22 protein-coding genes are annotated in these 21,504 nt (G+C 48.9%); 1 reads left to right on the forward strand and 21 read right to left on the reverse strand.

The features are described 5' to 3' along the window. Positions 1 to 50: 50 nt before the first annotated feature. From A1sIIB142_RS04180 to A1sIIB142_RS04250, 15 genes are all read right to left on the reverse strand, one after another. The gene (locus A1sIIB142_RS04180; RefSeq protein WP_095693802.1) at positions 51 to 1,190 is read right to left on the reverse strand and encodes a M50 family metallopeptidase; all 1,140 of its coding nucleotides are present in this window, start codon (positions 1,188 to 1,190) and stop codon (positions 51 to 53) included. Next, on the reverse strand, positions 1,190 to 2,338 hold the full coding sequence (gene dxr / locus A1sIIB142_RS04185; RefSeq protein WP_095693803.1) for a 1-deoxy-D-xylulose-5-phosphate reductoisomerase: 1,149 nt from the start codon (positions 2,336 to 2,338) through the stop codon (positions 1,190 to 1,192). The genes A1sIIB142_RS04180 and dxr overlap by 1 nt, the downstream gene beginning before the upstream one ends. Further along, entirely contained in the window at positions 2,335 to 3,129 is a 795-nt protein-coding gene (locus tag A1sIIB142_RS04190; protein ID WP_095675002.1) for an ABC transporter permease, read from the reverse strand. The genes dxr and A1sIIB142_RS04190 overlap by 4 nt, the downstream gene beginning before the upstream one ends. Beyond that, positions 3,126 to 3,989, reverse strand: coding sequence for an ABC transporter permease (locus A1sIIB142_RS04195; RefSeq protein ID WP_095693804.1), 864 nt, complete (start codon positions 3,987 to 3,989; stop codon positions 3,126 to 3,128). The genes A1sIIB142_RS04190 and A1sIIB142_RS04195 overlap by 4 nt, the downstream gene beginning before the upstream one ends. Next, positions 3,986 to 5,137, reverse strand: coding sequence for an ABC transporter ATP-binding protein (locus A1sIIB142_RS04200; RefSeq protein ID WP_095693805.1), 1,152 nt, complete (start codon positions 5,135 to 5,137; stop codon positions 3,986 to 3,988). The genes A1sIIB142_RS04195 and A1sIIB142_RS04200 overlap by 4 nt, the downstream gene beginning before the upstream one ends. Next, positions 5,138 to 6,304: an ABC transporter substrate-binding protein gene (locus A1sIIB142_RS04205; protein WP_095693806.1), complete on the reverse strand. Its 1,167-nt coding sequence runs from the start codon at positions 6,302 to 6,304 to the stop codon at positions 5,138 to 5,140. Positions 6,305 to 6,439: 135 nt separating this feature from the next. After that, the gene (locus A1sIIB142_RS04210) at positions 6,440 to 7,867 is read right to left on the reverse strand and encodes a gamma-aminobutyraldehyde dehydrogenase (protein ID WP_095693807.1); all 1,428 of its coding nucleotides are present in this window, start codon (positions 7,865 to 7,867) and stop codon (positions 6,440 to 6,442) included. A gap of 3 nt (positions 7,868 to 7,870) precedes the next feature. Further along, entirely contained in the window at positions 7,871 to 8,341 is a 471-nt protein-coding gene (locus A1sIIB142_RS04215) for a DinB family protein (RefSeq protein WP_095693808.1), read from the reverse strand. Between the two features lie 13 nt (positions 8,342 to 8,354). Then, a complete protein-coding gene (gene rlmN, locus A1sIIB142_RS04220) occupies positions 8,355 to 9,476 on the reverse strand; it encodes a dual-specificity RNA methyltransferase RlmN (protein ID WP_095693809.1) in 1,122 nt (373 codons plus the stop codon). After that, positions 9,473 to 10,333 (reverse strand): phosphatidate cytidylyltransferase, encoded by an 861-nt coding sequence (locus A1sIIB142_RS04225; protein ID WP_095693810.1) that lies wholly within the window; start codon positions 10,331 to 10,333, stop codon positions 9,473 to 9,475. The genes rlmN and A1sIIB142_RS04225 overlap by 4 nt, the downstream gene beginning before the upstream one ends. A 23-nt stretch (positions 10,334 to 10,356) precedes the next feature. Continuing rightward, entirely contained in the window at positions 10,357 to 10,920 is a 564-nt protein-coding gene (frr, locus tag A1sIIB142_RS04230) for a ribosome recycling factor (protein ID WP_095693811.1), read from the reverse strand. A 28-nt stretch (positions 10,921 to 10,948) separates the two neighbouring features. After that, positions 10,949 to 11,671, reverse strand: coding sequence for a UMP kinase (gene pyrH, locus A1sIIB142_RS04235; protein WP_095693812.1), 723 nt, complete (start codon positions 11,669 to 11,671; stop codon positions 10,949 to 10,951). Positions 11,672 to 11,717: 46 nt separating this feature from the next. Then, entirely contained in the window at positions 11,718 to 12,545 is an 828-nt protein-coding gene (gene tsf, locus A1sIIB142_RS04240) for a translation elongation factor Ts (RefSeq protein WP_095675011.1), read from the reverse strand. Between the two features lie 5 nt (positions 12,546 to 12,550). Further along, the gene (gene rpsB, locus A1sIIB142_RS04245) at positions 12,551 to 13,345 is read right to left on the reverse strand and encodes a 30S ribosomal protein S2 (protein ID WP_095684864.1); all 795 of its coding nucleotides are present in this window, start codon (positions 13,343 to 13,345) and stop codon (positions 12,551 to 12,553) included. 245 nt (positions 13,346 to 13,590) lie between these two features. Then, positions 13,591 to 14,502, reverse strand: a complete 912-nt coding sequence (locus A1sIIB142_RS04250) for a tyrosine recombinase XerC (RefSeq protein ID WP_095693813.1) — start codon at positions 14,500 to 14,502, stop codon at positions 13,591 to 13,593. 81 nt (positions 14,503 to 14,583) lie between these two features. Between A1sIIB142_RS04250 and A1sIIB142_RS04255 the strand changes: the two genes are divergently transcribed. Continuing rightward, a complete protein-coding gene (locus tag A1sIIB142_RS04255; protein WP_125898850.1) occupies positions 14,584 to 14,823 on the forward strand; it encodes a hypothetical protein in 240 nt (79 codons plus the stop codon). A 1-nt stretch (position 14,824) separates the two neighbouring features. Here A1sIIB142_RS04255 and A1sIIB142_RS06590 read toward each other — a convergent pair whose 3' ends face one another. From A1sIIB142_RS06590 to ilvC, 6 genes are read right to left on the reverse strand one after another with little or no spacing between them, the layout of a single operon-like run. Further along, positions 14,825 to 15,076 (reverse strand): helix-turn-helix domain-containing protein, encoded by a 252-nt coding sequence (locus A1sIIB142_RS06590; RefSeq protein WP_190279055.1) that lies wholly within the window; start codon positions 15,074 to 15,076, stop codon positions 14,825 to 14,827. A gap of 31 nt (positions 15,077 to 15,107) precedes the next feature. Continuing rightward, on the reverse strand, positions 15,108 to 16,697 hold the full coding sequence (gene cimA, locus A1sIIB142_RS04265) for a citramalate synthase (RefSeq protein WP_095693816.1): 1,590 nt from the start codon (positions 16,695 to 16,697) through the stop codon (positions 15,108 to 15,110). After that, positions 16,694 to 17,776 (reverse strand): branched-chain amino acid aminotransferase, encoded by a 1,083-nt coding sequence (locus A1sIIB142_RS04270; RefSeq protein WP_095693817.1) that lies wholly within the window; start codon positions 17,774 to 17,776, stop codon positions 16,694 to 16,696. Before A1sIIB142_RS04270 ends, cimA begins: the two co-directional genes overlap by 4 nt. Then, a complete protein-coding gene (locus A1sIIB142_RS04275; RefSeq protein ID WP_095693818.1) occupies positions 17,777 to 18,817 on the reverse strand; it encodes a 3-isopropylmalate dehydrogenase in 1,041 nt (346 codons plus the stop codon). Beyond that, positions 18,817 to 20,436: a phosphoglycerate dehydrogenase gene (gene serA, locus A1sIIB142_RS04280; RefSeq protein WP_190283249.1), complete on the reverse strand. Its 1,620-nt coding sequence runs from the start codon at positions 20,434 to 20,436 to the stop codon at positions 18,817 to 18,819. Before serA ends, A1sIIB142_RS04275 begins: the two co-directional genes overlap by 1 nt. Beyond that, complete coding sequence (gene ilvC / locus A1sIIB142_RS04285) at positions 20,402 to 21,427, reverse strand: ketol-acid reductoisomerase (RefSeq protein ID WP_190277037.1); 1,026 nt, start codon at positions 21,425 to 21,427, stop codon at positions 20,402 to 20,404. Before ilvC ends, serA begins: the two co-directional genes overlap by 35 nt. Positions 21,428 to 21,504 lie beyond the last annotated feature (77 nt).

Below are 21,504 nucleotides of genomic sequence, written 5' to 3' on the forward strand. Positions count from 1 at the left end.
TATTCTGCCCTATCTCGCGCAATCTTGCTCCTGATGGTGAGTAGTGTGCGCTAGAAGTTGATTGAAATTGGATTGATGATATCTGCCACAAGAAGTATCAACGTCAGCACAGCTAAGACGCCAAAGACAGCCATGGTGATTGGTGTCATGACATTGACATCGATACCGGCTGGACGAGGCTTCCTGCGAATGCGTGCAAAGAGGGCGCGGACTTCATCGGCAATTGCGATGGCCATATGACCACCGTCGAGTGGCAGAAAGGGCAGCAAATTAAAGAGACCAACGAAAATATTTAAGCTGGCAACGATAAGAATGAAGGTGGAAACTCGTTCATTGCTATTAAGGTTCTGCGAACTCACCGCATCGCCAGAAACTCGAGCTGCGCCCACTATTCCCACAAGGCCATCAGGATTGCGCTCTTCGCCCATAAAAGTTTGGCGAATAAGTTGTGGCACTTTAGAAGGAAGAGTAAAGAGTGATTTCACTGATTCTTTGGTCAGCGTGACCGTGGCTTTAGCAGAGGCAGATATCGCAGGAAAAAAGCTTTCTCGTTTGTTTCCGATCTGAGTGACCACGCCCAGCACATATCGCTTCTGCTCTTGGACATATTGCGGTGTGGCAGTGAGAGTAAGAACCTCACCTGCACGCTCGATGGTAAATCGCATCTGCTTGCCTTGCGACTCGGCAATCTTGCGCGAATCTAGATACCAATCCTTAACTTTCTGGCTATCTACTTCAATGATTTTATCTCCAGCTAGAAAACCTGCTTTGGAGGCGGCAGAGTTGGGAGAAACTTGGGCAATATTAGAAAGTAGAGCGGTGTAACCAACTCCAAAGAAGATGGTGAAGATGAGCAAGAAGCCAATCAGGAAATGGGCAAAAGATCCTGCACCTAAAACAATTAACTTCTTACCTGATGAGGCGGTAAAGAAAGCTCGCGATTCTTCCCCGGCCGGCATCCGATCAGTAGGTGTCATTCCTTCGATGCGGCAGTAGCCACCAGCTGGAATCGCCTTCACGCCAAATTCAGTCTCGCCTTTTCTAAAGGACCACAACTTGGTACCGAACCCTAGGAAGAATTCAGTGACCTTCATATTAAATTTCTTAGCGGTGATGTAATGCCCGAATTCGTGCACCATTACAGAGAGAAGTAGCGCAACTGCAAAAGCTGAAATTCCAAGTACTTTCATCACAGAGCTACTTTCTTCACTAATTCACTGGCTATCTGGCGAGCATCATCTTCTGCGGCACTGACATCTTCCAAATCGCGCAGAGTTGTGGCCACTGATGCCCGAAGGTGATCCACGCTCTGACTGACAATGGCGAAAATGTCGGTAAATGAGATCTGCCCATCGATAAATGCTTGCACGGCAACCTCGTTTGAAGCATTAAAAATAGCTGGGAGTCCTCCCCCAATTTCACCGCAGGTGCGAGCAAGTGCGACCGCTGGAAAACGACTCTCATCAATCGGAGCAAAGTTCCAGGTGTGAGAAGTACTCCAATCAATTGGCTTCGTCGCCCCAGGAACGCGATGCGGATGGCTGAGCGCCAATGAAATTGGCCCCTTCATATTCGGCGGTGATGCTTGGGCGATAGTTGAACCATCGATGAATTCGACCATGGAGTGCACCACAGATTGCGGATGAATCACTGCCTCTATCTGTGAATAGGCAATGCCAAATAAATAGTGAGCTTCAATAATTTCAAGTCCCTTATTCATCAGGGAGGCTGAATTAATTGTCACAACAGGTCCCATGGTCCATGTGGGATGGGCAAGTGCTTCTTGCAAAGTCACGGTAGACAAGTCGGCGCGATCACGAAATGGCCCACCACTTGCGGTAAGAACTAACTTAGAAATTTCAGATTTCTTCTCACCCATAAGCGCTTGCCAGATTGCAGAATGCTCAGAATCAACAGGAAGTATCTGATCATCTTTAGCGTGGGAAATCACTAAATCTCCGCCAGCAACAAGTGATTCCTTATTGGCAAGTGCCACCCGATTGCCCGCTTTGATTGCAGCAAGTGTGGGTCCTAAACCAATAGAGCCAGTAATTGCATTGAGCACAACATCGCAGGTAGTTGCCGCTATTTCAGTTGATGCGTTGAGGCCATCTACTACCTGCACTCCAGGTAGTCCCTGGCGAATAATCTCACCGTTCTTTGTTACACCCACTAGCTTCACAGCAAACTTCTTCGCCTGATCAATAACCAACTGCGGATGAGTTCCAGCTGAAGTGATAGCAACTACCGAGAAGAGCTCCGGATTAGCCTCAACTATCTCAAGTGCCTGAACGCCGATTGAGCCAGTGGAACCTAGGATGACAAGTTCGCGGGTCATGAAACTTTGCGTTTACGTGTTACCAGCTGCCCAACAATCACGATGGCAAGTGCGAGGAAGAACATGGCTGAACCAATCACATTTGCTTGTGCCGGAATTCCGCGGGCGGCAGATGTGTAAATGAACTTTGGAAAGGTCGTCATGGTGCCGGAGTTGAAGTTGGTAATGATGAAGTCATCGAAGGAGAGACTAAAGGCCAAGAGCGCAGCCGCTGCGATTCCTGGAGCCACCAAAGGCAGAGTAACTCTGCGGAAAGTTTCTCGTTCATTTGCATAGAGATCCATGGCAGCTTGTTCTAGTCGAGGATCCAAACTAGCAATACGAGCTTTGACTGTGACAACAACGAATGACATGCAGAAAAGAACATGGGCAATGACCGTCGGCCAGAATCCTGGATTGATTTGAAAGACAAGGAAGAGTGAGAGCAGCGAGGCTCCAAGAACAATCTCAGGGGTTGCCATCGGCAAGAAGATAAGTAGGTTCGTTGATGAACGACCCTTAAATTTATGACGACCAATAGCAAAAGCGATCATTGTTCCTAGGATTGTGGAAAAGATTGTGGCAAGTAAACCGATCTTGATTGAATTTCCTAGCGCAGTACATACTTCAGGTGCACCACACGGGTTCTGCCAATTAGCCCAGGTGAAACCCTTCCAGATGAGATTGCTCTTGCCAGAGTCATTAAATGAGAAGGCAAAGGTGTAGGCAACTGGAATAAAGAGGTAGGTGAAGGCAACCACCGCGTAGATGCGAAGTAAGTTACGGCCAAACCAGCGCGAGAGTGTGTTCATACCAGCTCCTCGGTTCCAGCTTTACGCACATAGACGGTAACCAGAATCAAGATCGAGACCATCAGCGTAAATGAGAGCGCCGAAGCCGTTGGGTAATCAACAATTTTAAAGTATCTGGACTCAATCACATTGCCCAGCATCTTTGTCTGCGGACTACCCAGAATTGCCGCATTCACATAATCACCAGCTGCTGGAATAAATGTCAGCAAAGTTCCGGCGACAACTCCTGGCATAGAAAGTGGAAGGGTCACACGGCGGAAAGTAGTAAAGCCATTGGCATAGAGATCACCTGATGCTTCAAGTGTACGCGGGTCAATGCGATCAATGGAGGCATAGAGCGGCAAAGTCATAAAGGGCAAGAAGTTATATGTCATACCCATGACCACCGCAAAAGCGCTAGAGGTCAGGGTCGTGCTCTCGGAAATGATTTGCAGCGAGCGAAGTGTGGGAACCACAAAACCTTCTTCGCCAAGAATTTGTTTCCACGCAATGGTACGAAGTAAGAAGGAGGTAAAGAACGGAGCGATAACAAGTACCAGCATCACATTCTTAAATCGTCCACCCTTAAAGGCGATGGTGTAGGCAAGTGGATAAGCAATTGCCAGCGCAAGCACAGTAGCGATCAGCGCATAAAGAAATGAGCGACCAAATTGCTCTCTATTTTCCACAAAGGCATCGAAGTAATTAGCAAAGCGCCAGGTCTGTTCGTACTCACCTGTATCTCCCCCACCCACCCGAGTCTGAGTAGAAGTCTGAGCAAGGTTAAATAAGGGAAGTATGAAGAAGATGAAGAGGAACCCCATCCCCGGAATTAACAGGAGATACGGGGTGCTGATCCGAAACTTTTTTACACCAGTCATTCTTCTTCTAAATCCTCTTCGGGATTTACTTCAGTTCCGGCTTCAGCATCATCATCGCCACGCAGGGCAAAGGTAAAGACAGGTTCCCAAGAAATGTTCACATTCTCACCCACGCTAAATGGTGCAACACCATCATCGTTTTGTTCAAAGACCATCAGCTCTTGTCCCCACGGCATCAGCACTTGGTATTGGGTGGAAACGCCAATATAGGAAACATCTTCAATCTTGCCGCCGGTGAGCACATTTCCAGAAGTTGATGTTTCAAGACGTGAAATACGAAACTTCTCTGGTCTGATGCCTGCCAAAATTGAGTTATCAACTGCATGTGAGCGATCTTTTTGCAGGGAAATCTTCTGACCAAAGAGATCAACTATTTGATTGGCTCCATCGGAGCCAGTGATACTTCCCTTAATCAGGTTTGACTGCCCAAGGAAGTTAGCCACAAATGCGGTCTTGGGATTGTCATAGAGTTCTGCTGGCGAACCCATCTGCTCAATTTCGCCCTCATTCATCACCGCGATGGTGTCAGCCATAGTCATGGCTTCTTCCTGATCGTGGGTAACGTGCACGAAGGTAATTCCCACTTCTTTTTGAATCCATTTGAGTTCAATCTGCATCTGGCGACGCAGCTTAAGATCAAGTGCACCCAGTGGTTCATCAAGGAGTAGCAGCGCTGGCCGGTTCACAATGGCGCGAGCAAGTGCGATGCGCTGTTGTTGCCCACCAGATAACTGAGTTGGTTTGCGTTGGGCCAAATGTGGAAGTTCCACTAGATCTAACGCCTTATTGACCGCATCATCGACATCTTTAATACCGCGCCGGCGAAGGCCGAAGGCAATATTTTCAAAGATGGTCAGATGTGGAAAGAGGGCGTAGTTCTGAAAGACGGTATTGATAGGACGTTGATACGGCTTCGTATAGGTAATGTCAGTAGCACCCAAAGAGATAGTTCCCTGCGTAGGTTCTTCTAGCCCCGCAATCATGCGAAGCGTCGTTGTCTTTCCACATCCTGATGGTCCAAGTAGTGCAAAGAATGAACCTTCGGCAATGATCAAGGACAAATCATTAACGGCCGTGAAATCACCGTAACTCTTTGTTAAGTGTGAGAGCCCTAGATCTCCTCGCGCAGAACTTGCCGCATCTGACACTTAGTTTCCGGCAGCCTTCTGGAAAGCTTCAGTCCAGGTTGTCTCTTCCGTTGGTGTTAGAGCACGGAATACCGAAAGGTTGGCCATGGTCTTAGCAGTTGGGAAGATGAACTCACTTGCTGCTAGATCAGGATCAATCTTCTCCATCTCAGCTTGGGCGCCCTTGACCGGACAGAAGTAATTCACATATGCCGCAACTTCTGCGGCAACTGCTGGCTCGTAATAGTAATTAATAAGCTTCTCCGCATTGGCCTTTGCCTCAGGGGTTGCAGTTGATGGAATCAACATATTATCGCCAGAGATAGTTCCGCCTGACTCTGGGATGGCAAAGTCAAACTTTCCTTCATTTTCTGACTTTAGAATAAACATATCGCCAGACCAACCAATGACTGCAGTGGCATCACCAGAGGTGAGATCCTCTGCGTATTCGTTGCCCTTAACTCCGCGAATCCAACCATCGGCAATCTTCTGCGCTAGGAAGTCAACGCCATTCATAAACTGTGCTTCGGTCACTGTCTGTAGGTTGACACCTTGGGCCATCAAGATAATTCCGATGGTGTCACGCATTTCAGAGAGCACCACAATCTTTCCTTTATTCGATGGTGAGAAGAGATCATCGAGTGTGCGAATGCCCTTTGGATTCTTGGTGGTGTTCCAACCAAAACCACCCATGATGCCTTGCCAGGTCAGTGAGTAATCGCGGTTTGCATCATAAGAAGGTGCGGCAAGTGTGTCGACGATATTGCTCTTATTTGGAATATTTGCGGAATCAAATTTCTGCGCATAGCCGAGGCGAATCCAGCGCCCTGCCATCCAATCTGTTGGGCAGACTAGGTCATATCCAATATCTTTCTTTAATTTAAGTTGAGCTTGAACTTTTCCAAAGAACTCATCATTATCGTTGTAATCTTCCAAATACTTAACATCAATGCCACTGTCCTTAATGAATGCCTGCAGCGTTGGATAATTCTTACCTGAGTCATCAACATCTAGGTAGAGCGGCCAGTTGCCCCAACGAATGGCGTTCTCAGAAGATCCACCACCGGAACCACATGCAGCGAGCGCACTTGCACCAGCTACTGCGCCAGCGCCAGCTAAAACGGCGCGACGCGAAACTTTAGAATTGATGATTGAACGTGCTTCTGGAGAGAGCGGTTTTTTAGCCATGGTTAAGGCTCCTTTTTGGATTGCCGGAATAAGGGACGGTTGAGCAGGGCCAATTATGTAACTCTTTGCCCCCTAGGCCAAATATAAATCGGTTAATTTCTGGTGATTTTCTCACCCGATTTATGCCCCTGATGCTTAAGCGTTGAGGTTGCTCATCACATGCTTGATGCGGGTGTAATCCTCAAAGCCATAGCTGGAAAGATCCTTGCCATATCCACTGCGCTTGAAACCGCCATGTGGCATCTCCGCCACCAGTGGGATGTGGGTATTAATCCAGACACATCCGAAGTCAAAGGCCTTAGCCATCCGCATTGCGCGAGCATGGTCTTTGGTCCAGACCGAAGATGCCAGGCCATAATCCACGCCATTGGCCATCGCCACCGCCTCTGCCTCATCGGCAAACTTCTGAATGGTAATTACCGGCCCAAAGATTTCAGATTGAATCAACTCATCGCTCTGCTTCAGATCTGCAATCACAGTAGGTGCGATGAAGTAGCCAGCCAAGTTTGTTGGCGCTCCCCCTGCCACAACCCGAGCATGTGATGGCACGCGGGAGATAAAGCCACTAACCCGATCAAACTGGTTCTTATTATTTACCGGCCCCACCAGGACATCTTCTGACGGCATACCCATAGCAATCTGATTTGTGGCTTGATCGGCTAATAACTTCACCATTTCGTCATACACCCCGGCTTGCACAAGCACGCGAGTGGCTGCTGTGCAATCTTGTCCGGCGTTAAAAAATCCTGCGATGGCAATTCCTTCTGCCGCAGATGCTAAATCAGCATCGTTAAAGACAACAACGGGTGCCTTGCCACCGAGTTCTAAGTGCACGCGCTTGAGTGACTTGGCAGCACCTGCTGCAACTTCCATACCTGCTCGCACTGAGCCTGTGATCGAGACCATTGCAGGTGTTGGGTGATCAACTAACTGAGCACCTGTTTCACGTTCTCCGGTAACAACGTTAATAACGCCATCAGGTAAGAACTCACTCATTATCTGTGCCATAAATACTGTGGATGCCGGTGTGGTATCACTTGGCTTAAGAACAACGGTATTTCCAGCTGCAATAGCTGGTGCCCATTTCCAGACCGCCATCATCATTGGATAATTCCATGGAGTTACTTGCGCGCACACACCAATAGGCTCACGGCGAATAAAAGAGGTCATCCCCTTCATATATTCACCAGCTGATTTACCTTCCAAATTACGAGCAGCACCGGCAAAGAAACGAATCTGATCCACCATCGGTGGAACTTCTTCCGATGCGGTAAGCCCCACTGGCTTTCCACAGTTTTCAGATTCGATGGCAACAAATTCATCCGCCCTGGATTCAATGGCATCGGCAATCTTGAGCAAAGCTTTCTGGCGCTCAGAAGGGGTGGAATCTCGCCAATCAAGAAAGGCGCTACTGGCCGCCTTCATCGCTTTATCAATATCTGCTGAATTCGACTTCGGTGCGGTGGCAAAAGGCTGGGCGGTTGCCGGGTTAATTAGGGTGGTGACTTCACCGGATGCGCTATCAACTGATTCTCCATTGATGAAATTCTGTAACTTCTTCACCTTTTATGCCTGACCCTTCGTTGCCCTAACCATCTGATCACCATGATCATATGGATGTTTTGTATACGCCTCTAGCCATCTAGCCACAGTGAATTTACCGGACTCGGTGTGCTCGCCAAACTTTTCCAGATCACTGACCTCTAGCCGCTTGATCAAATCTAGTGAACTTGCGCGAACAGCTGCATAGACAGTGATTGCATTTCCCACCGGTGCATCGAGATAGCCTAGCTTTGCTTCATTAGCCCACGCCGATTCGTCATAACCTTGAATTATCGAACCATCAGGTTCTGCAATGAGCCTGCGCAACCGAGCATATGACTGTGCTTCCGAATCTGCCATGTGATGAATACATTGGCGAGCAGACCATTCATTTTCTGCGTGCACATCCAACAATTCTGGAGTTACTGCTCGCGCTAAGTTAAGAAAATACTGACTGGCTGCCTCATAGGCCGCTGTTGCTTCTTTCATATCCATATCGGGATACTAGTTAAATCTTCTCCTTCTCGCTAGCGGCCAACTGACCACAAGCTCCATCAATTTCTCGGCCACGAGTATCTCTCACCGTTACCGGAACACCGTAAGACTCAAGAATTCGCACAAATTCAGCTTCATCTTCCCGCCTTGAAGCAGTCCATTTTGATCCTGGTGTTGGATTTAGCGGAATCAAATTCACGTGAGCATTGCGATTCTTCAGCAATCTTCCCAATAAATCTGAACGCCAAGATTGATCGTTGATATCGCGAATAAGTGCGTACTCAATCGAGTAGCGGCGACCCGTCTTCTTCTCATAGGCATCGGCTGCTGCAAGTACTTCACGAACATTAAACCGATTATTAATTGGAACTAGAGAATCACGTAGTTCATCATCTGGTGTGTGGAGCGAAACAGCTAAGGTGCAGTTAATTCCTTCATCCATCAGCTTTTCAATTCCTGGAACCAGGCCAACAGTTGAAACAACGACAGAGCGAGCAGAGATACCAAGTCCATCAGGGTTGGGGTCAGTGATGTTGCGCAGCGTGCGCACCACTGCGTTGTAGTTTGCCAGCGGCTCACCCATTCCCATAAAGACAATATTGGAAAGTCTTGTGGGTCCACCTGGCATCTCACCATTGGCACAGGCACGAGCTGCGGCAACGATTTGGTCTGTTATTTCTGCCGCCGATAAATTGCGAGTAAGGCCAGCTTGGCCCGTGGCACAGAATGGACAGTTCATGCCACATCCTGCTTGGGATGAAATGCAGACCGTTGTGCGATCGGTATAGCGCATCAATACTGATTCAACGAGAACTCCATCGTGTAGCTTCCACAAGTCTTTGCGAGTCATGCCACCATCGGTCGTGCGAGTGGTGACTAGCTCAATCATCTTAGGAGTCAGCGCATCAGCAATTACTTGGCGCTCGGCTGCCGGGATATCAGACCAATCATCGGGTGTGTGCGACAGATGAGAAAAGTAATGCGTTGCAACTTGGGCGGCGCGAAATGGTTGGAAACCAAGTTCCTTCGCCCATGCTTTTCTATCAGCCGGTGCCAGATCAGCTAAATGCTTGGGAGCCTTCTTGCGTTGTACTGGCTCATCAAAGACTAATTTCAACTCTGAATTAGTTGTCATAACAGACCTGAATCTTGCGCACGTCGCACAATTTCAAGTGCGAGCCACAAGGCAGGGGCGGCAAAGAGAACTGAATCGAGGCGATCCATAACTCCCCCATGTCCAGGCAGAAGAGTTCCCATATCTTTAATGGCAACATCACGTTTCAGTGCAGATTCAATGAGATCTCCGGCTGTTGCGGTAAAGACGGTGAGTAATCCGGCCAAAACGCCAATCCAGTATTCAGAGTCCATGATGAAGTGGAAGGCGAGTGCGCCACCGATAACTGTGAAGATGAGTGAACCAATGAGGCCTTCAACAGTTTTCTTCGGGCTGATGCGCGGTGCTAGCGGATGCTTGCCGAATAGCACGCCAGTGAAATAGGCGAAGGTGTCGTTGCAGGAAACGAGAATGACGAAGGTCATTACTCTTTCTAAGCCATTTGAAGGTCGGGCGAGCAGAATTAGAAAACCAGCAAGAAATGGTAGGTAGATCAGCGCAAGTGCGGAAGCGGAAGCGGTCTTGACGAAGTTTTCAGTTCCACGCGGTAGCAAGAGAACTAGTAATGCCGGGAAGGAGATTGCAGTAGCAACAGCTAAACCAGAGACTCCACCAAACCAGGTTGATGCACACAGTGCAGTGGAGGCGGTAGTTAAGGACCAGAGTGGAATGTGAATATCTACGGCCGTAAAGGCGCGATTGATCTCACGAATTCCGAGTACGACTGCGCCAGTAACTAGAACTGCGAAAAGAACTCGGTAGGTAGAAAGTGATAACCAGACAAGGAGAAGGATTCCCAGGCTGACCAGGATGGAGGGCAGAAGTTTTCGACCAGCGCGCTTATTAATAGCCTCGTTAATCGAATGTAAATCAGACACGGTAAGTGAGCCTCAAGGAAGTCTTAGACTTCTAGAAGCTCAGCCTCCTTATGCTTTAAAAGGTCATCAATCTTGGCCACATGATCTGATGTGATCTTCTCAAGCTCTTTTTCACCACGGCTTAAATCATCTTTACCGATATCGCCATCTTTTTCTAACTTCTCCATCAATTCTTTTGCCGTGCGGCGGATATTGCGCACGGAAATCTTTGAATCCTCCGCCTTAGTCTTTGCCACCTTGATGTAATCCTTGCGGCGCTCCTCCGTTAACTGCGGAAAGCTCACCCGAATCACTGCGCCATCGGAAGCTGGGTTAACTCCTAAATCTGATTCCCGGATTGCTTTTTCAATTGAGGCACTTGCTCCCTTATCAAAGGGAGAGATGATTGCCATCCGTGATTCCGGGATCTGAATAGAGGCAAGCTGTGAAAGTGGAGTGTAGGTACCGTAGTAATCGACCATGATCTTGTTAAACATGGCAGGGTGAGCACGGCCGGTGCGAATAGCGCCAAAGTCATCTTTGGCAACTTCCACAGCCTTATTCATCTTCTCGGTCGCTTCATGAAGTGCGCTGGTTACATCTGCCATGGTCTGTGCTCCTTATGTATCTCTCGTTCTAAGAAACGAGAGTTCCAATCTTTTCACCACGTACTGCGCGGCCAATATTTCCATTGGTCATCAAGTCAAAGACAACGATAGGCAGGTGGTTCTCGCGACATAAGCTAAATGCGGCAGCATCGGCTACTGCCAGTGACTTCTGCAAGACTTCATCATAAGAAATTGTGTCAAACATCGTGGCGCTCTTATCTTTACGTGGATCTGCGTTATAAACGCCATCGACGCCAGATTTAGCGAGTAAGAGCGCGCCGGCTCCGATTTCAAGTGCGCGCTGGGCGGCAACGGTATCTGTTGTAAAGAACGGCATTCCCGCACCAGCTCCAAAGATCACAACTCGACCCTTTTCCAGGTGGCGAATAGCACGGCGTGGAACATAGGGCTCAGCAACTTGACCCATCGCAATAGCAGTTTGCACGCGAGTATCAACGCCCTCTTTTTCAAGGAAGTCTTGCAGTGCTAAACAGTTCATCACTGTTCCGAGCATTCCCATGTAGTCAGCGCGTGAGCGCTCCATGCCACGTTCTGATAGTTCAGCGCCCCGGAAGAAATTACCGCCACCGACAACGATTGCTACTTGGGTGCCACTGCGCACTACATCTGCAATCTGTTTTGCCACATCTGCTAAGACATCAGGATCAACACCGATGCCCTTATTGCCACCGAAAACTTCGCCAGAAAGCTTAAGGAGCACCCGCTGATACGTTCCTCTTGTACCTGGCACTGGTGCTCCCTTCGCTCTACTTCGTTTTAAATCCTTGGGATTTAGTTTACTGACCTACGCGGAAACGGTGGAATGCCTTGACGGCGGTTCCTGCCTCATCGAGGATCTGCTTCACAGTCTTCTTGGCATCCTTAGCAAAAGCCTGCTCGATGAGTGAAACTTCCTTCACAAAACCGGTAACGCGGCCTTCGATAATCTTTGAAAGTGAAGCCTCTGGCTTACCTTCTGCGCGAGCTGTCTCCTCAGCTAGTCGACGCTCAGTGTCAATGAGGTCTGCTGGAACATCTTCGCGATTAACAAAACGTGGTGCAAATGCTGCGATGTGCTGTGCCACATCTTTACCCACTTCTGCTGCTTCCTTTGCAAGTGAGACCAGAACGCCAACCTGTGGTGGCAAATCTGGACTTGTCTTGTGCAGATAAAGCCCAACTGGACCTTGAATTACCGCAACGTTGCGAATTTCAATCTTCTCACCCAGAGTTGCATTTCCTTCATCAATCACAGACTGCACGGTCTTGCCGTTAGCCATGGTTGATGCCAGGAATGTTGCCACATCTGCTGACTTAGCAGAAAGCAGGTGCTCGATCATTTCATCGCCAAGTGCGATAAAACGCTCGCCCTTTGCCACGAAGTCTGTCTCGCAGTTCAGCTCTAGCATGACACCAACGTCACCTGAAACCTTTGCCACGACCAAACCATTTGAAGTTAAACGACCTTCGCGCTTAGTAACGCCCTTTTGTCCCTTAACTCGAATGATTTCAACAGCCTTGTCATAATCACCGTCTGCTTCATCAAGTGCCTTCTTGCAATCGAGCATTCCTGCTGCAGTTGCTTCGCGAAGGCGCTTTACATCATTTGCTGAATAGTTAGCCAATTTACTTATGCCTCCACTGGTGCATCGGTTGCTGGTGCTGATGCTTGCAGGATCTCTGTCTCAAGAGCTTCTGCTGCGGCAGCCTCTGCAGTTGCAACTGGAGCTGGCGCAGCTGCGGTGCGAGCCTTAAGGCCCTCAACAATTGCATCAGTGATCACACGAGTAAGTAGCTCGATGGAGCGAATCGCATCATCGTTGCCTGGGATCTTGAAATCAACTTCATCTGGATCACAGTTGGTATCAAGGATGGCAATGACAGGAATGCCGAGCTTCTTAGCTTCAGCAACCGCTAGGTGCTCCTTCTTGGTATCGACAACCCAGATTGCGGAAGGCAACTTAGTCATGTGACGAATACCGTCGAGGTTCTTAAATAGTTTTTCGCGCTCACGGCGAAGCACAAGAAGTTCTTTCTTTGTGAGCAAGAGGTCATTTGCGGTCTCAAGTGCTTCTAGTTCTTTCAGACGCTGAATACGCTTGTAGACAGTTGGGAAGTTTGTGAGCATTCCACCTAACCAGCGCTCTGTAACGGTTGGCATGCCAACGCGAGCTGCTTGATCGATGATTGGCTTGTGAGCCTGCTTCTTTGTTCCTACGAATAGGACGTGGCCACCCTTAGCAACAGTGTCCTTAACGAAAGCGTACGCAGAGTCGATAAGTGCAAGTGATTGCTGGATGTCGATGATGTAGATGCCATTGCGTTCGGTAAAAATAAAACGCTTCATCTTTGGATTCCAACGACGAGTCTGGTGTCCGAAGTGGACTCCGCTGTCGAGGAGTTCGCGCATTGTTACAACTGCCATGACGGCACGCTCCTTCTTAGGTTTTTGTGCACAGCACAAGAACCTGCTCGGTTAATGTCTTAACTATTTGCTAAGACCGTCGCACCTACAACGCCGACCATGTCTTTCGACTAGGACCGAAGTGGCTTGTATTCCCTGAAAAGTCAGTTCATACATAGATGCTGAGATGTCACCAGTTTCGCAACTGGTGCGGGGCAAATCTTACCTGCCGCCAAGGGGTGCAAAATCCACGCCTCATTCACTGCCTAAGCGCGAGGATGAGCCTGCTTAAAGGCTTTCTGCAATCTTTCCGTCGATACATGGGTATAGATCTGGGTAGTGGCAAGGGATGCATGGCCCAATATCTCTTGCACGGTGCGAAGGTCAGCCCCTCCTTCTAGCAGATGTGTTGCAGCTGAATGACGAAGTGCATGTGGTCCCATGCGCTCGACACCTTCTAGTGCTGAGAGTGCTTCATAGACAACGGTGCGAACTGTGCGCTGGTCAATACGCGCACCGCGAGCACCTAAGAAAACAGCTTGAGCTGAGCCACTTCTTGCAATTTCTTCTCTGCCATTTTTTAACCAATCATCTAACGCCTTCATTGCTGGATTACCCAGCGGAATCATGCGCTGCTTATCGCCCTTACCAATTACTCGTATCGTGTTGCGCTGATAATCGATATCGCCAAGATCTAGGCCACAGAGCTCTGAAACTCGAGCACCCGATGCATAGAGAACTTCGACGATGGCGCAATCACGCTTGGAAAGTGGACTCTCTTCTTCGGCCACGCGCGTGGCAAGTGAATCCATGGCAGTGCTGGCATCACTAACAGTAAGCACATCTGGCAGGGTGCGATGGCCCTTCGGTGTAGCAAGGGTTGCCCCTATGTCCTTACTTAAGTAGCCCTTCTTAGCAGCCCACTTAGTAAAGAGGCGGATTGAGACCGATCTGCGTGAGAGAGTTGTGCGCGCACCGCCAGTTACTTGTTGGGTTGCCAGCCATGAACGAATATTTGCAATCGTTACCACAGAAATATCTGCCACGCCTTGGCTAGCAAGGCTGTCAAAGAAACTAGTGAGATCCCCTAGATAAGCACGAATTGTGTGCACTGAAAGCGTGCGCTCTTTTTCGAGATGGGCGGTGTATTGCGCCATGATTTTCTCGAAGTGTGACATAGATTAAGAATATCTCCCGTAGTCACGATATCCCCGTCATAAACCGATGCGGATAAGCAACATTTGGACTACCGTGTGAAGGTGCGAATCCGGGTTTCTGAGTCTGTCTCTGTTCCATCTATTTCTCGCAGCGAGAATGGCTCAGTTGAACTCCTGATTAATACCGAACTCTCCTATGAAGATATCAAGGCATTCATGGGAGATTTACTCACCGATGACGAGTACCTGATTTTCTACACCTTATGGGCTGATGATCTATCAAAGCGAAGTTTCATTCCGATTGAAGGCACTACCGACTTCTTTATTGAAAGCCGTTCGTAAACTAACGCTTATCTAGTGCGCCCAAGACAATCAATAAAGTCTCAGGCGAAACTTCTAGAACCTCACATAGCGGTGCAATCACATCGATTGATGGCCGGCGATCATGTCGGAAGTAGCGCGAGATAGTTCCGCGATCGAGTCCCACAAGATTGGCAAATTCTTCATAGCTGCGAATATCTAATTTTTTAAGTCTTTGGGCCAGCCACTCGGATGACTCAGTCTTGGTATATCTCCTACTGAGCGTTCTGGTCATGGGTAAAAAGTACAGGAGGTAGTAGAAATATCTACTCCGACTTGCGACCCTGGCGTAGTAGACCAAAGGTAAGGGCATCTTCCAGCGCCATAGCCGAGGCGGCAATAACGTTCTCGTGCACACCCACGGTATTCCACTCACCCTTTCCATCTGAAGTTTCAATCAGAACGCGAGTAACTGCCCCCGTGCCCAGGCGACCTTCCAGGATTCGCACTTTATAGTCAGTGAGTTCAAGTGCGGAAAGTTCTGGGTAAAGCTGATTGAGTCCGGCGCGAAGTGCAGTATCAAATGCGTTCACCGGACCATTACCAACACCAGAACATGCGATCTCTTTGCCTAGGGCGGTAACTGTTACCTCTGCTTTTGTCAGAATTACATTGTTGGCACCGCGTTCAGTTGTGGTGAGCCAGTGATCAATGGTGAAAAATGATGGGCGCTTTCCGGTTGCTTCTTCACGTAGCAAGAGTTCAAAAGAGGCATCGGCTGCTTCAAAGGTGAAGCCGCGAGCTTCCATCTCTTTAACCCGCTCCACAACGCGACCGATTAGTTCGCGGTCGCCATTGAGGTCAACTCCGAGTTCCATGGACTTTAATTCAACTGAAGCACGACCTGCCATATCGGAGACCAACATCCGCATATCATTGCCCACAGATTCTGGATCTTCATGTTGATATAGCGCCGGATCAACTTTAATGGCAGATGCGTGAAGTCCGGCCTTATGTGCAAAGGCAGAGACACCGGTATAGGGCTGGCGTGGTGATGGCGAAATATTGGTTACTTCAGCAACTGCATGGGAGATACGAAATGCCTCACGCAGTGCGTTCTGGGGCAGAACTTCTTTCTTCTTCTTCAATTCAAAGTTAGCAATGATTGTGACCAGGTCAGCGTTACCTGTGCGCTCACCATAACCATTGAGTGTTCCCTGCACGTGTGTCACACCGGCCTTGACTGCAGCCATAGAATTTGCAACTGCGCAGCCAGTGTCATTGTGGCAATGGATACCAAGTCGAGCAGAAGATGCACCAAGAATATCGTGCACCACATCTGCAATCTCATCAGGCAACATTCCACCGTTGGTATCACACAGTGCAATCACATCGGCGCCAGCTTCAGCTGCCACGCGAACTACTTCTAGAGCGTAGGCGCGATTGGCACGATAGCCATCAAAGAAGTGCTCGGCATCAAGAAAAACTCGCTGACCTTCTTGGCGTAAGTGCGTCACTGAATCGCGAACCATTTCTAAGTTTTCAGCCAGCGTAGTCTTCAGCGCAAGCTCAACATGTCGGTCATATGACTTCGCCACCAGTGTTACGGCAGGGGCGCCTGAGTCACGAAGTGCGCCAAGTAATACATCATCGGCAGCTTTCACATTTGGACGACGGGTGGCACCGAATGCCACAAAGGTGGCGTTCTTAAGTTTTAGCTCTTTCTTGGCCAGTGCAAAGAATTCAGTATCTTTTGGGTTGGCCCCTGGCCAGCCGCCTTCAATGAAGCCAACACCAAGATCATCAAGATGGCGGGCAATAGTGAGTTTGTCGTGAACTGAAAGGTTTAAGCCTTCTTGCTGTGCACCATCTCGAAGGGTGGTGTCATAGATATGAAAGGCATCGCTGATGCTCACAGTGCAACCTTTTGCATCCAACCGTGCTTATCTTCCGTGGTGCCATGTTGGATTGCCAATAAATGATTACGAATCTGCATCGTGATTGCGCCAGGTTCGCCGTCGCCAGTTACCCAGGTGCCCATCGCAGATTTTGCTTGACCGACAGGTGAAACCACAGCTGCTGTGCCGCAGGCAAAGATTTCGGTGATCTCACCGGAAGTCACACCTTCACGCCAGTCATCGATAGAGAGCATGACTTCCTCTGTCTTATAACCAAGGTCTTTGGCTACTGAAAGAATTGAGTCACGAGTAATTCCAGGCAACAAAGTTCCGGTTAATTTAGGAGTTATCACAGTGGCATCGGCGCCTTTACCTTTAACAAAGTAGAGGTTCATGCCGCCCATCTCTTCTACCCATTTACGTTCTTTAGCATCAATCCACACGACTTGATCGCAACCTTCTTTTGCGGCAGCTTTCTGGGCAATCAGTGAGGCTGCATAGTTTCCGCCACACTTTGCCTCACCTGTTCCACCTTGAGCTGCGCGAACATATTCAGTAGAGATCCAGACAGAGACTGCCTTAGATGGATCAAAATATGCTCCTGCTGGCGTGGCGATGAGCAGATAGGTGGCCTTATTTGCTGGCCGCACACCGAGTCCAACTTCTGTTGCAATCATAAATGGGCGAATATAAAGCGCTTCTCCGATTTTTCCTGGAACCCAACCAGCATCTTGTTTAACAAGTGTGTGAATTGTTTCTAGAAATAACGCTTCTGGCATTTCCGGCAGTGCCAGGCGATTGGCAGATTTAGCAAAGCGTCGAGCATTAGCTTCTGGGCGAAAAAGTGCGATGCCGCCATCAGGTTGGCGATAAGCCTTCATGCCTTCAAAGATTTCTTGTCCGTAATGAAAGACTGCTGTTGCCGGATCGAGAGTTATTGGGCCGTAAGGCTTGAGCTCTGGCTCTTGCCATCCCCCACTTTCAGTCCACTCACATACAACCATATGGTCGGTGTAATACTTTCCAAAACCACAGTTGGCGACTTTTTCTTCGCGCTCTGCAGCAGGAACAGCGTGTGGATTAAGAGTGATCTTCATTTACTTCACCAATGCTGCTAACGCTGAGCCCACTTCAGTGGTGCTGCGCTTTGTAGTCCCACGTGATGCGAGATCACTTGCGACAGCCTTTTCAACATCGCGCGCCGCATCATTGAGTTTTAAGTGATCCAGCATCATTGAAATAGACATCACTGTGGCAGTTGGGTCAGCGATGTTCTTACCGGCAATATCAGGTGCTGATCCGTGCACAGGTTCAAACATGGATGGGAATTGACCTGTTGGGTTGATATTGCCAGAGGCAGCAAGGCCGATACCACCACAGATTGCAGCTGCGATATCGGTCAGGATATCTCCAAAGAGATTATCTGTGACAACCACATCAAAGCGCTCTGGGTTGGTAACAAAGAACATAGAGGCAGCATCCACGTGCAAGTAATCGGTAGTTACTGTTGGAAATTCCTTAGCAACTTCATTAAATGTGCGAGTCCAGAGACTGCCGGAACGAGTAAGCACGTTGTTCTTATGAACCAGGGTGAGCTTCTTGCGTTCACGTGCAGCGGCTCGTGCAAAAGCATCACGAATAACACGCTCTGCACCCCGTCGAGTATTGATCGACTCTTCCGTTGCAATTTCAGAAGGTGTGCCTTCAGCAAGCACTCCGCCAGCACCAACATATGGTCCTTCGGTACCTTCGCGAACAACGATGAAATCGATGGGCGCCTTGGTGGCAAGTGGACCTGTAACGCCAGGCATTAACTTTGCCGGGCGCAAGTTGATGTAGTGATCAAATGCGAATCTAATCTTTAGTAGTAACCCGCGCTCAAGAATTCCACTGGGAACAGTGGGATCTCCTATCGCCCCGAGCAAGATGACATCTGACTTTGCAAGCTCTGCCAAAACGGAGTCTGGAAGCACTTCACCAGTGCGATGCCAATATCCGGCACCTAAGTCGTAGTGAGTCTTGTTGAAGGTGACGTCGTACTTGGCAGCAATGACATCAAGGACTTTAAGTCCTTCACCGACAACTTCAGTACCGATTCCATCCCCGGCAATAACTGCAAGGTTAATTGTGCGCGACATTAATTCACCAGCGTTACTGATCGAACAATTTCGGCGCCAGTCTCTTTCTTCACAGATTCAGCAACCGCATCAGAGACAGCAGAATCAACGGTCAGTGCCATGAGCGCACTACCGCCGGCAGATATACGAGCAACCTGCATTCCAGCAATATTTATCTTCGCACTACCTAGTGCATTACCTACCGCACCAACTACTCCCGGCTTATCTGCATAACGCAAGAAAAGTAGGTTTTCAGTCGGTGGCAGATCTAGGTCAAAGCCATCGATAGCAATGATTTTCTCTACCTTGCGAATACCCATCAGAGTTCCATCAACGGTAATTGATTTTCCGTTGTTAAGAGCTGCGCGCAGTGAAATCATGCTGCGGTATTCCGGGCTATCGGGTGTTGTTGTGACAGATGAAGTAACTCCACGTTCTGCAGCTAGCCCTGGTGCATTCACATAAGTAACATCTTCGGCACCTGATGCAACGAGGGCTCCCTTAAGAGCACTGATTGCAAGAATAGAAGAGTCATGACCGGAGATATCACCTTTAACGATGATCTCCATGGAGACTGGGGTTTCACCAGCAATAGCAGTTGCTAGTTGCGCCATCTTCTCCACAAGTGGAAGTGACGGACGAATCTCATCGTGAATAGCTCCACCTTTAACGTTGACCGCATCAGGAACGAGTTCACCAGCTAGTGCCTTGCGAACTGAAACAGCAACGGCAATTCCAGCACGCTCTTGTGCTTCATCAGTTGATGCGCCAAGGTGCGGAGTTGCGACAACTTGATCTAATTGGAATAACGGTGAGTCAGTACATGGCTCGGTCACATAGACATCAAGTCCAGCACCGGCAACGCGACCTTCAACGATGGCATCATAAAGAGCGCTCTCATCAAGTACGCCACCGCGTGCAGCGTTGATGATGCGGACTTCCTTCTTAACCTTCTTCAGCGCTTCTACACCAATGAGGTTGGCAGTCTCTTTTGTCTTAGGAAGGTGAATGGTGATGAAATCACTTCGCTTAAGAAGTTCATCAAGCTCTACTAATTCGACTCCTAATTGCGCTGCTTTCGCTGGTTGCAAGTAAGGATCGAATGCAATGATGTTCATGCCAAATGCCTGCATGCGATGGGCGACGAGTTGTCCAATACGACCGAAACCAACAACTCCAAGAGTCTTTTCAAAGAGCTCGGCTCCGGTGTACTTAGAACGCGCCCACTTGCCATTGCGAAGTGCCGCATGGGCTGGTGAGATAAATCGAGCGGAAGCAAGCAATAACGAAATTGCGAGTTCTGCCGCTGAAACAATATTTGAAGTAGGTGCATTAACAACCATGACTCCGGCTGCAGTTGCAGCTGGAATATCTACGTTATCAAGACCCACACCTGCACGAGCAATAACTTTTAGACCCTTTGCACCAGCAATTGCCTCTGCATCCATCTTGGTCGCAGAGCGAATCAGAACCGCGTCCACTCCGGCGCCCAGTGCTGCCAGAAGTTCAGCGCGGTTTGCACCGTCGCAATTGCGAACTTCAAAGTCAGGTCCTAAGGCATCTAGTGTTGCAGCGCTGAGTTCTTCAGCAATTAATACAACGGGTTTAGCCACGCGCGGCACTTCCCTCTTTGTAATCATCCTTATTTGAGCTCTTAATCCAGGTGAACATCTTGCGAAGTTCGCGTCCTACGTTTTCAATGATGTGGGTTTCACCCTTGGCACGTAGCGCCTTGAATTCAACTCCACCGGCTTCTTGATCATCAATGAAGCGCTTAGCAAATGCACCAGATTGAATTTCAGAAAGGATTGTCTTCATATTCTCTTTCACGCGTGGATCAATGACACGTGGTCCTGAGACATAGTCACCGAATTCAGCAGTATCTGACACAGACCAGCGCTGCTTTGCAATTCCACCTTCATACATAAGGTCAACAATGAGCTTAAGTTCGTGCAGGCACTCGAAGTATGCAACCTCTGGCTGGTATCCCGCTTCCACAAGAGTTTCGAAGCCATACATCACTAGTTGGGAAGCGCCACCACAGAGAACTGCCTGCTCACCGAATAGATCTGTCTCAGTCTCTTCAGTGAAGGTTGTAAGAATTCCACCGGCGCGAAGTCCACCGATTGCCTTTGCATAAGAAAGTGTGAGCGGCCAGGCACTGCCAGTTGAATCTTGTTCCACTGCAACGATGACAGGAACTCCGCGGCCGGCTGCATATTCGCGGCGTACTAAGTGACCTGGTCCCTTTGGCGCAACCATGCAGATATCTACTTCTGCAGTTGGCTTGATGTAACCGAAACGAATATTAAATCCGTGACCAAAGAAGAGGGCATCGCCCTTTTTTAGGTTAGGCAAGATTGAATCTGTGTAAATATGACGCTGCAAGTGATCTGGTGCAAGGAGCATGATGACAGTTGCTTCCTTAACCGCTTCGGCAACGCTTACAACACGCAAGCCTTCTGCCTCTGCCTTTGCACGAGATGGTGAGCCCTCTTTGAGACCAACGCGGACATCGACACCTGAGTCACGTAGGTTCAAAGCATGTGCGTGGCCTTGTGAGCCGTAACCGATGATCGCGACCTTGCGACCTTGGATGATTGCTAGATCTGCATCGTCTTCGTGATACATCGTTGCCACGGTATTTCTCCTTTAGTAGTTTCTTGCTTAGTTTTGATAGTCGGGTTGGGTACTTATTACTTCTGGTT

This window comes from Candidatus Planktophila versatilis, assembly GCF_002288345.1.
GTDB classification, from domain to species: Bacteria; Actinomycetota; Actinomycetes; order Nanopelagicales; family Nanopelagicaceae; genus Planktophila; species Planktophila versatilis_A.